Source organism: Nocardioides sp. JCM 18998 (genome assembly GCF_055391535.1).
The window spans coordinates 3,072,740-3,084,758 of record NZ_AP043886.1 but is presented as its reverse complement, the minus strand read 5'-3'; the positions used below and the strand labels follow the sequence as shown (position 1 = coordinate 3,084,758).

At 69.6% G+C, this 12,019-nt stretch carries 10 protein-coding genes; 4 read left to right on the top strand and 6 right to left on the bottom strand.

What is annotated here, in order from left to right:
• Positions 1-190: 190 nt before the first annotated feature.
• A complete protein-coding gene (locus tag ACZ5L9_RS14485; protein WP_464528878.1) occupies positions 191-1,018 on the top strand; it encodes a class I SAM-dependent methyltransferase in 828 nt (275 codons plus the stop codon).
• A gap of 119 nt (positions 1,019-1,137) precedes the next feature.
• Here the strand turns inward: ACZ5L9_RS14485 and ACZ5L9_RS14480 are convergent, their stop codons facing one another.
• Positions 1,138-3,231, bottom strand: a complete 2,094-nt coding sequence (locus tag ACZ5L9_RS14480; RefSeq protein ID WP_464528877.1) for a hypothetical protein — start codon at positions 3,229-3,231, stop codon at positions 1,138-1,140.
• The gene (locus ACZ5L9_RS14475) at positions 3,228-3,791 is read right to left on the bottom strand and encodes a hypothetical protein (RefSeq protein ID WP_464528876.1); all 564 of its coding nucleotides are present in this window, start codon (positions 3,789-3,791) and stop codon (positions 3,228-3,230) included. The genes ACZ5L9_RS14480 and ACZ5L9_RS14475 overlap by 4 nt, the downstream gene beginning before the upstream one ends.
• A 263-nt stretch (positions 3,792-4,054) precedes the next feature.
• Between ACZ5L9_RS14475 and ACZ5L9_RS14470 the strand changes: the two genes are divergently transcribed.
• Positions 4,055-5,350, top strand: a complete 1,296-nt coding sequence (locus tag ACZ5L9_RS14470; RefSeq protein WP_464528875.1) for an oligosaccharide flippase family protein — start codon at positions 4,055-4,057, stop codon at positions 5,348-5,350.
• A gap of 218 nt (positions 5,351-5,568) precedes the next feature.
• Here the strand turns inward: ACZ5L9_RS14470 and polA are convergent, their stop codons facing one another.
• On the bottom strand, positions 5,569-8,256 hold the full coding sequence (gene polA / locus ACZ5L9_RS14465; RefSeq protein ID WP_464528874.1) for a DNA polymerase I: 2,688 nt from the start codon (positions 8,254-8,256) through the stop codon (positions 5,569-5,571).
• Between the two features lie 75 nt (positions 8,257-8,331).
• On the opposite strand from polA, the gene ACZ5L9_RS14460 reads away from it, so the two are divergent.
• Positions 8,332-8,778, top strand: coding sequence for a hotdog fold thioesterase (locus tag ACZ5L9_RS14460; RefSeq protein ID WP_464528873.1), 447 nt, complete (start codon positions 8,332-8,334; stop codon positions 8,776-8,778).
• Positions 8,779-8,797: 19 nt separating this feature from the next.
• Here ACZ5L9_RS14460 and ACZ5L9_RS14455 read toward each other — a convergent pair whose 3' ends face one another.
• Positions 8,798-9,382, bottom strand: coding sequence for an N-acetyltransferase family protein (locus tag ACZ5L9_RS14455; RefSeq protein ID WP_464528872.1), 585 nt, complete (start codon positions 9,380-9,382; stop codon positions 8,798-8,800).
• 179 nt (positions 9,383-9,561) lie between these two features.
• Between ACZ5L9_RS14455 and ACZ5L9_RS14450 the strand changes: the two genes are divergently transcribed.
• A complete protein-coding gene (locus ACZ5L9_RS14450; protein ID WP_464528871.1) occupies positions 9,562-10,392 on the top strand; it encodes an ABC transporter substrate-binding protein in 831 nt (276 codons plus the stop codon).
• 83 nt (positions 10,393-10,475) lie between these two features.
• Here ACZ5L9_RS14450 and ACZ5L9_RS14445 read toward each other — a convergent pair whose 3' ends face one another.
• Both ACZ5L9_RS14445 and ACZ5L9_RS14440 read right to left on the bottom strand, forming a co-directional pair.
• Positions 10,476-11,222 (bottom strand): amino acid ABC transporter ATP-binding protein, encoded by a 747-nt coding sequence (locus tag ACZ5L9_RS14445; RefSeq protein WP_464528870.1) that lies wholly within the window; start codon positions 11,220-11,222, stop codon positions 10,476-10,478.
• Positions 11,223-11,227: 5 nt separating this feature from the next.
• The gene (locus ACZ5L9_RS14440; RefSeq protein WP_464528869.1) at positions 11,228-12,019 is read right to left on the bottom strand and encodes an amino acid ABC transporter permease; all 792 of its coding nucleotides are present in this window, start codon (positions 12,017-12,019) and stop codon (positions 11,228-11,230) included.

Here is a 12,019-nt window from a genome sequence, read left to right as displayed (position 1 = left end):
CCACCAGCACCACTCCTCCGCCCGGCCCTGTCCGCCGGGGGCTCCCCGCCTGGGACCCGTCTCGGGATCACAGACCGCACCATGGCGGGGCGGGGGCGGGCGCAGACCACCCGGTCTGCGCCCGCTTCGCCCCATGGCCGCCGCGCCCGTGGCGCCGGTCCTGGGGCCGACAGCGGTACGATCGCTCCCCGTGGACCACCCCAGCGACTGGCCGGCCCCCGCCCCCGTACGGGCGGAGCGGCGCCCGGTCAGCGAGAGCGAGTCCCGCCGGGCCAACGGGCCCGACTGGGATCGCTACGCCGACGAGTATCAGGCCACCCACGGCGCCTTCCTCGGCGACATCGGCTTCGTCTGGGGACCGGAGGGCCACACCGAGGCCGAGCTGAAGGTGCTCGGCCCCGTCGCCGGCAAGGACGTCCTCGAGCTCGGCTCGGGCGCCTGCCAGTGCGCGCGCTGGGTCCGCTCGCAGGGCGCCCGCTCGGTCGGGCTCGACCTGTCCCACCGTCAGCTCCAGCACTCGCGCCGGATCGACGAGGCCAGCGGGCTGGTCGTCCCCGCGGTACAGGCGACAGCGACCCAGCTGCCGTTCGCCGACGACGCGTTCGACGTCGTCTTCTGCTCCTTCGGCGCCCTGCAGTTCGTCGCCGACATCGACGTCTGCGTCGCCGAGGTGGCGCGGGTCCTGCGTACGGGCGGGCGCTTCGCCTTCTCCATCACCCATCCGACGCGGTGGATGTTCCCCGACGACCCGGGCGAGGACGGCCTGATCGCCTCGCAGTCCTACTGGGACCGCACCCCCTATGTCGAGGTCGACGACGCCACCGGCGCGACCTCGTACGTCGAGCACCACCGCACGCTGGGCGACTGGGTCGCGCTCCTGGCCGGCGCCGGGTTCCGGATCACCGATCTGGTCGAGCCGCAATGGCCCGAGGAGCACGACCGGGTCTGGGGCGGCTGGTCGCGGACCCGCGGGCTGCTGACTCCCGGCACCGCGATCTTCGCTGCGAACCTGGGCTGACGCCGCTCGGCTGCGAGCCGAGCGAGCAGGGGTAACACGACGTTGAAGGGGGTAGCAGCCTGTTGCAACAGGCTGCTACCCCCTTCGGACGACGTGTTACCCCTCGCCGTGGGTCCGGATCAGCGTGCGAAGCGGCGACGCAGGAGCAGGCCGCCACCGGTGGCGATCAGCAGGCCGCCGGCGAGTAGACCCCGATCCAGGTTGCGCGAGTCCTGACCGTCGTCGGCGGTGAGGATGTACTGGTACGCGGTCAGCCCGGTCGCACCCTCCGGTGCGCCGATGGCCATCGAGTCCTCGCGGGCGCGCTTGCCCTCGGCGACCAGCTCGGCGTACATCTCGCCATAGCTCTGCGCGGTGTCCTGACCCGCGGCAGCGATCTTCTGGCTGCCCTTCTTGGAGAGCTTCTTCGCACCGTCGACGATCTGCGGGGCGGCGCCGCTCGCGGTGCCGAGGCCGTCGTCGATCTGGCCGGCGCCGTCGGCGGCGTCGCCGAGACCGCTGGCGAGCTGGTGCGCACCGTCGTTCGCCTGGCCGAGGCCGTCGCTGAGCTGGGACGATCCGTCCTTGAGCTGCAGACCGCCCGCGGCAAGCTGGTTGACGCCGGAGCGCAGCTGCGGCACGGCCTCGTTCAGCTGCTTGCCACCGTCGACGAGCCGCGCCATGCAGGCGCGCAGGCTCTGCTTGTTCTCGTCGCTCGGGTCGCAGGGGCCGCTCGGCGTACCGAGACCCGTGGCGATCTCAGCCAGCGAGCTCTTGACGGTCTGCGTGCCGATCGAGACGAGCAGCGCGTCGACGGCGTCGACGGTCAGCTTGCCCTTGTATCCGGAACCGGACTTCTCGACCCACCTCTGCGCGACCGAGAGGGCGTCCGCGACATGCGGGTCACTCGCGTCCAGCTGAGCGAGGTCGTCCTCGATCTGGACCAGTGCGCCGAAGAGGGTCGCACCACCGTCGCCGGCGGTGGCCGTGGAGCCGAGGTCCTTGGTGACCGTGCCGGCCCACGAGATGAGCTGCTCGATCTGCTGCTTCTTCGCCGGGTCGGTGACCCCGTCGTAGAGCTTGGTCAGACCCGCTGCGAGCTGCTTCTGGCCGTCGTAGATCTGCTTCACGCCGTCGGCGAGCTGCGGAGCCTTCGACTTGAGCTGCTGCAGGCCGTCGCTGAGCTGGCCCGCGCCGTCGGCGAGCTGCTGGCCGCCGTCGTTGAGCTGGGTGGTGCCGTCGGCGAGCTTGCTCGCGCCCGGGACGGCGGTGTCCTTGAGTCCGGTGCTGAGCTGGCCCGCGCCGTCGTGGAGCTTGATCAGGCCGGCGACGAGCTGGGAGGCACCGCCCTGGAGCTGACCGAGGCCGTCGTCCATCTTCAGCGCGCCGGCGGTGAGCTCGACGCCGGTGTCGGCGCCACCCTTGTAGCTGGAGGCCGCGCTGGAGAAGGTCGGGCTCTGCAGCGGGTCGACCGGCAGCACCTGGAGCTCGACGCGCGGGATGACACCATCGGTGATGTCGGCGCTGTAGCCGAAGGTGGAGGAGGCGGGGCCGACCGGGGGCAGCAGCGTCATGGTGAACTGCATCTGCGTGCCGCCGTGGCCGTCGCCACCCATGCTCGCCTCCTTGGAGGCGACGTTGTCGAAGTTGACCGGCGCGGTCGTGCTGAGGCTGCCGACCAGCGGGATGGGGACGTCGACCGTCTTGGTGACGGTGCCGCCCTTGCCGTCGTCGAAACTTAGCTCGGTCGGCGTACCCGTGACGTTCTCGACCGTGTAGATGACCTCGAGGTGGCCGGACTTGCCCACGATGTCGGAGGCCTTCACGACCTTGCCGTCGAGCTTGTACTCGATCTTCAGCGTGACGGGCAGCTTGCCCTTGTAGTTGCTGACCGAGCGGAGCTGCTCCGTGCCGTCGATGTTCTTGTCGACGATCTGGTTGCCGTCCTTCACGTCCACACCGGAGAAGCCGTTGAGGTTGCGCAGGCCGTCGGTGTCGATCGGGTTCGAGACGTCGACGTGGCCCTTGCCGGCCAGGGTCAGCTGCTCGTAGACATGCTGCATGTTGTCCTTGGGCGTGCCGTCGGGGTCGATGTAGACCTGCACGCTCTCGGTGTTGGTGACCTCGACGCCGGAGTCGGACGTGGCCGCGGTGGCGGCACCGGTCCCGAGGACGGCGGTGGTCAGGACCGCGGCGACCGCGAGCGGGCGCAGATAGGTCGGACGCTTGATCATCGGGTCACCTCGGCCTTGCTGATGTTCACGGTGGTGGCGGCCGGGGCGACGACCGGAGCGTCGGTCTCGGTGACGACGGCGGCGGCTGCGGAGCGCTTGCTCGCGGTGAGGGTGGTCACGGCGAAGCCGACGACCACGGCGACGAGGAGGCCGGTGAGGGCGTCCATCGAGGTCTGGACGACCTCGGCCTCGTTCGCGACGAAGTTCGTCTCGTACGAGGCGGCGAGCAGGGCCACGCCGACGAGCATCGCGACCAGCGGGAGGCGGGTGCGGCTGATGGCGACGGCGGCCAGGCAGATCGCCATGGTGATGATCGCGGCGACGGCGCGGCCGCCCTCGCTGTCCGGCATCACGGCGGCGCGCAGCACGAAGCCGATCCAGGACGCGGCGAAGCCGATCACGAAGGCGGCGAAGCGGGCGAACGCCGAGGCCTCGGAGATCAGCGCGACGACGCCACCGGCCAGCACGCCAGCGAGCGCGTACGGCTCGATCTCCAGGCTCATCGCGTGGCTGAGCCCGATGACGACGACCACGGTGACGGTGAGCAGTGCTCCCGTCACCAGAGACGACAATGTTGCGCGCATGGCGCGTACTCCCCTCCGAAGCGAGTTCCGTACGCCCTACGCACGGAACGCCTGCACCCTCCCAGGCGCAAACCTGGAGGAAGTGTAGGTTGGATCACATTCATTGCACATTTATCGGCACTTGTGCAGCACTTTCGCGGCGGTTCGCGACAACTTATTTGGATGTCCATGGGTCCAGGTTCGTGCCAGGTCGGCGGCCGGGATCCGGCGCTTCACGCCGCGCCGCCTAGGATCTGCCCGTGACTGCGACTGCCCCGGCACCGGCGCGCTCCAAGGTGCTCACCCTGCTGCGGGGCACGGCCGGCCTGGCGATCGCCACCCTCGTCATGAACATCGCGACGTACGGGTTCCAGATGATCGCCGCGCGCCTGCTCGGAAACGAGAAGTACGGCGGCATCGCCAGCCTGATGAACGTGCTGCTCATCATCAGCGTGTTCCAGCTCGGCCTGCAGGCGACCGCCGCGCGCCGGGTCGCCACCGCGCCGGGTGACGTGCACGAGATCGAGCAGGTCATCAAGACGGTCAGCTTCCGAGCGGCGGCGGTGCTCGGCGTGAGCATGCTGGTGCTGGCGAAGCCGGTCGAGGAGCTGCTGCGCCTCGACAGCATCTATCCCGCGATCCTCCTCGCCGTGACCGCGGTGCCGCTCACCATCCTCGGCGGGCAGTGCGGCATCCTCCAGGGCGAGCGCCGCTGGGCCGAGCTGTCCCTGGTCTACCTCGCGACCGGCATCCCCCGCGTGATCGTCGGCATCGGGGCGATGATCGTGCGTCCGACCGAGGGCGCGGCGATGGCCGCCGTCGCGCTGACAGCCTTCGCTCCGGCGATCGTCGGGGCGATCACCCTGCGCCACCGTCGCAGCAACAACCCGCCGAAGGACGTGCGGGCGATCGTGAAGGAGATGTTCGGCGGCTCGGTGGCCCTGCTCGGCTTCTTCGTGCTCTCCAACATCGACCTGCTGATCGCGCGCAACATCATGCCGGGCAAGGGTGTAGACGCCGCCGCTGCCGGCCTGTACGCCGGTGGCCTCATCGTCACCAAGGCCCTGCTCTTCCTGCCACAGGCGGTGGTGGTGATCGCGTTCCCGTCGATGTCGGCGGCCGGTACGCGCCTGCGCGCTCTCGTCACCAGCCTCGGCGCCATCGCCGCCCTCGGTGTCGTCGGCATCATCAGCACCGCGGTCCTGTCGGGTCTCGCGCTCGTGTTCGTGGGCGGCGACGACTACGCCGCCATCGAAAGCCGGCTATGGCTCTTCGCCGTGATCGGGACGTTCCTCTCGCTGCTGCAGCTGCTGGTCTACTCCGCGCTCGCCCGCCAGCACCGCGAGGCGAGCTACCTCGTGTGGCTGGCCGTCGTCGTGCTGCTCGGCCTCGGCGCACACATCCACGGCATCCCGCGCGCCGACCGCCTCGATGCCCTCATCCACGCGGTCATCGCGGTCGACGGCACCCTCACGATCGCCCTGCTCGCCCTGAGCCTGTGGCACCTGCGCCGTGACCAGCCGACGCCTCGCGAGGCTGGGACCATCACCGCCTGAGAGCGGCCGGGATCCGGTCGTCGCGCGTCCGCACCGCGGCGCCCCCGGGGTAACACGATGTCCACGCGGGTAGCAGCACGACGCAACACGCTGCTACCCCTCCCCAACGACGTGTTACCCCTTGCCAGAGGCCGAGGCCGGCTGCCTGCAGGCCCGCTTCGCTCGCACCTCGACCACGCGGCGCGGGCCGACCGGCGTGTCCGCCACCGGGCTCGGAGCTAGTGGGCCGCCTCATGCCAGGAGTGGCCGGTCCCCACGGAGACGTCGAGCGGCACCTGCAGATCCGCCGCCGCGCCCATCTGCTCGCGGACGAGCTTCTCGAGCGTCTCCCGCTCCCCCGGCGCGACCTCGAGGACGAGCTCGTCGTGCACCTGGAGCAGCATGCGGGACTGCAGCCCGGCCGCCTCGACGGCGTCCTGGGTGCGCAGCATGGCGACCTTGATGAGGTCGGCGGCGGAGCCCTGGATGGGCGCGTTGAGCGCCATCCGCTCGGCCATCTCGCGGCGCTGGCGGTTGTCGCTGGTCAGATCGGGCAGGTAGCGGCGCCGGCCGAGGATGGTCTCGGTGAAGCCGGTCCTGCGGGCCTCGTCGACGACGCTGGCGAGGTAGTCGCGGATGCCGCCGAAGGTGAGGAAGTACTCCTCCATCAGGCCGCTCGCCTCCCCCGGCGTGATCCCGAGCTGCTGGGAGAGGCCGAAGGCGGAGAGGCCGTACGCGAGGCCGTAGTTCATCGCCTTGATCTTGGCGCGCTGCTCCGGGGAGACGTCCACGTCCTCGGCGACGCCGAAGACCCGGCGGGCGGTGATCGAGTGGAAGTCCTGGCCCGACTTGAACGCCTCGATCAGCCCCGCGTCACCGGACAGGTGCGCCATGATGCGCATCTCGATCTGGCTGTAGTCGGCCGTCATGAGGCACTCGTAGCCGGCACCGACGACGAAGCCCTCGCGGATGCGGCGGCCCTCCTCGGTGCGGACCGGGATGTTCTGCAGGTTGGGCTCGGTCGAGGAGAGCCGCCCGGTAGCGGCGATCGTCTGGTTGAACGTGGTGTGGATCCGGCCGTCGGGCTGGACCGTCTTCAGCAGCCCCTCGATGGTGACGCGCAGCCGGGTGACGTCGCGGTGTCGCAGCAGGTGCAGCAGGAACGGGTGCTCGGTCTTGGCGTAGAGACCCTGGAGGGCATCCGCGTCGGTGGTGTACCCGGTCTTGGTGCGCTTGGTCTTCGGCATGTCGAGCTCGTCGAAGAGGACGACCTGGAGCTGCTTGGGCGAGCCGAGGTTGATCTCCTTGCCGATCACGGCGTACGCCTCGTCAGCGGCCTGACGGACCTCGGCGGCGAAATGCGACTCGAGCGCCTCGAGATGCTCCGAGTCGATCGCGATGCCGGTCTGCTCCATCCGGGCGAGCAGGCCCAGCAGCGGCAGCTCGAGGTCGCCGAGCAGCGCGGTGCCGCCGGCCGACTCGACCTCCGCGTCGAGCGCCTCGGCCAGGTCGAGCACGGCGCGGGCGTAGACCATCGCGGTGGCCGCGACGTCGTCGGCGCCGCCGTCGAGGTCGTCGAAGAGCGCGCCCTGGCCCGCGCTGTCCTCCTCGGCCTTCAATTCCCGCTTGAGGTAGCGCACGGTCAGGTCGGCCAGGTCGTAGGAGCGCTGGTCGGGGCGGACCAGGTAGGCGGCGAGTGCGGTGTCGCGAGCGAGGCCGGCGAGCGGCCAGCCCTGCGCGGCGAGCGCGAGCTGGGGGCCCTTCGCGTCGTGCAGGACCTTCGGCCGGGCCGCGTCGGCCAGCCAGCCGGCCAGGGCGGCCTCGTCCTCGGGGCTGAGGTCGGCCACCTCGAGATAGGCGGCGGCACCGGAGCCGTCGACCAGCGCGATGCCGTCGACGCGGCCCGTGCCCGAGCCCCAGGCGCCGCGGACGTGGAGGCCGACGCGACCGGTGTCGAGGCTCGCCAGGAAGGCGGCGACCTCGCCGGCCGCGAGGCGGCGGCCGTCGAGCTCGAAGCCGCCCTCCTCGACCTGCTCCTCGCTGGTCAGGGTCTCGAAGAGGCGGTCGCGCAGCACCCGGAACTCGAGGCTGTCGAAGAGGGTGTGCACCTCCTGGCGGTCCCAGGGCTGCAGGGCGAGGTCGGCGGGGCCCGCGCCGAGCTCCAGGTCGGTGATGAGGTGGTTGAGACGCCGGTTGCGGATCACGTCGCCGAGGTGCGCACGCAGGTTGTCGCCGGCCTTGCCGGTGATCTTGTCGGCGTGGTTGATGACGTTGTCGAGACCGTCGTACGTGGCGATCCACTTGGCCGCCGTCTTCGGGCCCACGCCCGGGACGCCGGGCAGGTTGTCGGAGTCCTCCCCGACCAGGGCGGCCAGCTCGGGATAGCGCTGGGGCGAGACGCCGTACTTGGTCTCCACGGCCTCGGGCGTCATCCGGGCCAGGTCGGAGACGCCACGCATCGGGTAGAGCACCGTGACCTCGTCGCGGACCAGCTGGAGCGAGTCGCGATCGCCAGTCAGGATCAGGACGTCCATCCCCTCCTCGCGCGCACGGGTCGAGAGGGTGGCGATGATGTCGTCGGCCTCGAAGCCGTCCTTCTTCAGGAACGGGATGTGCAGGGCGGTCAGCACGTCCTCGATCAGCGGCAGCTGGCTCTTGAACTCGTCGGGCGTCTTGTTCCGCTTCGCCTTGTACTCGCTGTACTCCTCCATCCGGAAGGTCTGGCGAGAGACGTCGAAGGCGACCGCGACGTGGGTCGGCTGCTCGTCGCGCAGCACGTTGATCAGCATCGAGGTGAAGCCGTAGACCGCGTTCGTGTGCTGGCCGGTCGTGGTGGAGAAGTTCTCCACCGGCAGCGCGAAGAACGCCCGGTAGGCCAGCGAGTGACCATCGAGCAGGAGCAGGCGGGGACGCGACGCTTCAACCACGGGAAGACCCTAGACGAAGTCACCGACAGCTCGCCCCACCCGTCATCGTGACAGCACGTCTGTCACGATGACTCCATGACCGACACCACCCCGCTCAGCGACGACGACATCGCCACCTACCTCAGCGCCTTCCCGCACGGCATGGGCGGGCTGAACGACAAGATGGGCGTCACGCTGACCGAGGTCTCGATCGAACGGGTCGTCGCGACGATGCCGGTCGAGGGCAACACCCAGCCGTACGGCCTCCTGCACGGCGGCGCCTCGATCGCCCTGGCGGAGACGCTCGGCTCGGTCGGCGCGGGCCTGCACGCGCAGACGATGGGCAAGCTGGCGGTCGGGGTCGACATCAACGCGACCCACCACCGCTCGGCGACCAGCGGCCTGGTCACCGGCGTCGCCACGCCGGCCCACCTGGGCCGGACGTCGGCCACCTACGAGATCGTCATCAGCGACGAGCGCGGCAAGCGGATCTGCACGTCGCGGATCACCTGCGCGCTGATCGACCCGCAGCGCGTCGCGTAGTCCCGCGGCGCGCGCGTCGTCAGGCCGCGCCGGCGGTGCCGCGGGGGTGCCGCATCGAGCGGCGGGCGGCCAGCACCTGGCCGAGGTGACCGCGGTTCGCGACGGCGCGCTGGCCTGCGGTCAGGCCACTGGTCAGCTTGGCACGCAGCACGGCGGTCGGGGCGACGCGCAGGGTGGCGTGCGCGCCGAAGCCCATCCGGGCGAGGAAGCGGTTGCCGTCGCGCGAGGTCGCGGACGCGCCCGCCATCACGTGCGCGACGCCGAGCTGGTCGGCGAAGGTCACCGCCTCCTCCATCAGCGCGCGGCCGACGCCCTTGCGACGGGCGGACGGCAGCACCTGCGGGGAGAGCACCTGCATGATGGGCTCGAGGTTGATCGGGCTCATCCGGGTGGCGCGCAGGAAGACGGCGCCGACCGGGACGTCGTTGTACTCCGCGACCACAAGACGCTTCTCCGGCGAGGCCGCCGCGTCCTTGATCACGATCTCGAGATCGGCGCACTGATCCTGACGATCGGCACGTCGCAGGTTCTCGTGCCACAGCTCCACCAAGAACAGCGCATCGGCGGCCGTAGCCTCCCGCAGCGTCACGAGCGAACGCGTCACTCCCACACTCCAACCATCCGGTGGATCCCCTGTTAAGTCGGGCAGACCGTCCCCCCGGCGGGCGCCCAAGCGCCGATCGTACGCTCCCGAACGGGGTCGAAACACTCTTGACTTCGGATCGTTACAGGCCTAAGTACGCAAGTGCGAGATTTTTCCTGGCGCGCTACTACAGTCACCCCATGATCAAGCGCACGATGCTCGGCGCCACCGCCGTAGCCGCCACCCTCCTGCTCGCCGCATGCGGCAGCTCGTCGGACAACGCCGCCGACGACTCCACGGCCCCGGCCGGCTCGTCGGCCAGCACCGGCGCCGGCGCCGCTCTCGACCTGGTCGACCCCGGCACGCTCACCGTCTGCTCCGACGTCCCCTACGCCCCGTTCGAGGACTTCGACAAGACGTCCGCGAGCGGCTTCAAGGGCTTCGACATCGACATCGACACGCAGCTCGCCGACGACCTCGGTCTCAAGCTCAAGGTCCTCGACGAGGACTTCGACGGCCTGCAGAGCGGTCTGACGCTCAACGCCGGCACCTGCGACCTGGTCTCCAGCGCCCTCACCATCACCGACGACCGCGCCAAGCACCTGTCGTTCACGGATGGCTACTACGACTCCGAGCAGTCGCTCCTCGTCCCGACCGACTCCTCGATCACCTCGATCAACGACCTGGACGGCAAGAAGGTCGGCGTCCAGAAGGGCACCACCGGCAAGACCTACGCGACCGAGAACGCCAAGGGCGCGCAGATCATCGACTTCCCGAGCGACGCCGAGATGTTCCTCGCGCTCAAGGCCGGTCAGGTCGACGCCCTGCTCCAGGACCTCCCGGTCAACATCGAGCACCAGAAGACCGGCGACTTCAAGGTCGTCGAGAAGTACAGCACCGGTGAGGAGTACGGCCTGGCCACCAAGCTCGGCAACACCGCGCTGGTCGACGCCATCAACACCGACCTGGCGAAGATGAAGTCCGACGGCACGTACAAGACGATCTACGACAAGTACTTCGCGACCAGCTGATCGCATGCACCTGACGAAGAAGCCCCCGGCCGATGGCCGGGGGCTTCTTCGTCAGACGGCGTCTGACACGGGTCGCAGGAGGCTCAGAGCACCTTGGAGAGGAACGCCTTCGTACGCTCGTGCTTCGGGTCGGCCAGCACCTCGCGCGGATCGCCCTCCTCGACGATCACGCCGCCGTCCATGAAGACGAGCTTGTCGCCGACCTCGCGGGCGAAGCCCATCTCGTGGGTCACGACCATCATGGTCATGCCCTCGGAGGCGAGCTGCTTCATGATGTCCAGGACGTCACCGACGAGCTCGGGGTCGAGCGCGGAGGTGGGCTCGTCGAAGAGCATCATGTCGGGGTCCATCGACAGCGCCCGCGCGATGGCGACACGCTGCTGCTGACCACCCGAGAGGTGGGCCGGGTACGCCGACTCCTTCTCCGCTAGGCCGACCTTCGCGAGGTTGCGCCGGGCGACCTCGATCGCCTCGGCCTTCGAGCGCCGCTTCACCGTGCGCTGGGCGATGCAGAGGTTCTGCAGCACCGTCATGTGCGGGAAGAGGTTGAACTGCTGGAAGACCATCCCGATCCGGGTGCGGACCGAGTCGAGGTCGGTCTCCTCGTCGGTGATGTCGATCCCCTCCACAAGGATCTGACCCGACGTCGGCTCCTCGAGCCGGTTGACGCAGCGCAGCAGCGTCGACTTCCCGGAGCCGGAGGGACCGATGACGCAGACGACCTGGCCGGCGTCGACCCGGAAGTCGATGCCCTTGAGCACCTCGTTCTCGCCGAAGTACTTGTGCAGCTTGCTGACGTGGATCGCGGCTGTGGTCACGGCTGTCTCCATGCTTGTCACCGGGCCCTCTGCTGGCGCTTCTCCAACCACGCCACCAGGCGGGTCAGGGGAAGCGTGATGATCAGGTAGAGCAACGCGGCCTGGGTCAGGCTGGTGCCCGTACTCGCGGTGCTGCCGGAGCTCAGGAAGTCCTTGCTGACGTTGGTCAGCTCGCGCGAGGTGATCGTCGCGCCGACGATGGAGAGCAGCGAGGTGTCCTTGAGCAGCAGGACGAACTCGTTGGTCAGCGGCGGGATGATGATCCGGAACGCCTGCGGGACGATCACGTGGACCATGGTCGCGACCGGGCCCATGCCGAGTGAGCGGGCCGCTTCGGCCTGCCCCTTCGGCACGGCCTGGAGGCCGGCCCGCAGGGTCTCGGCCATGTAGGCGCCCGCCACCATGACCAGGCCGATCACACCGGCACCGGTCGTGCCGCCCGGAGGCTTCCACTGGAAGGCGATCGGCACCGCGAAGGCCATGAACAGGATCGTGATCAGCGCTGGGAGCCCGCGGAAGAGCTCGATGTACGCCGTCGCGATCCAGCGGTAGACCACCACGTCGGAGAGCTTCATCAGCGCGAGCAGCAGCGCCAGCGCCAGGCCCAGGACGAACGCGATCGCGGTGTAGATGATCGTGTTCTTGACCCCGGTGAAGATCAGGTCGTGCCAGTTGTCACTCAGCCCGGGTGTCCAGAAGTTGTCGTGGACGGTCTTCCAGTCGACCGAGAAGCCCAGGAAGATGACGATCGCCACCAGGACGGCGTACAGGACGCCCTGGCGGAGACGTCGTTTGGTGGAGCGCTTCAC

Excerpts from the sequence above, each read along its gene's own strand:
- ACZ5L9_RS14450 (WP_464528871.1), top strand. The coding sequence starts at position 9,562 with ATGATCAAGCGCACGATGCTCGGCGCCACCGCCGTAGCCGCCACCCTC.
- ACZ5L9_RS14480 (WP_464528877.1), bottom strand. The coding sequence starts at position 3,231 with ATGATCAAGCGTCCGACCTATCTGCGCCCGCTCGCGGTCGCCGCGGTC.
- ACZ5L9_RS14445 (WP_464528870.1), bottom strand. The coding sequence starts at position 11,222 with ATGGAGACAGCCGTGACCACAGCCGCGATCCACGTCAGCAAGCTGCAC.
- ACZ5L9_RS14460 (WP_464528873.1), top strand. The coding sequence starts at position 8,332 with ATGACCGACACCACCCCGCTCAGCGACGACGACATCGCCACCTACCTC.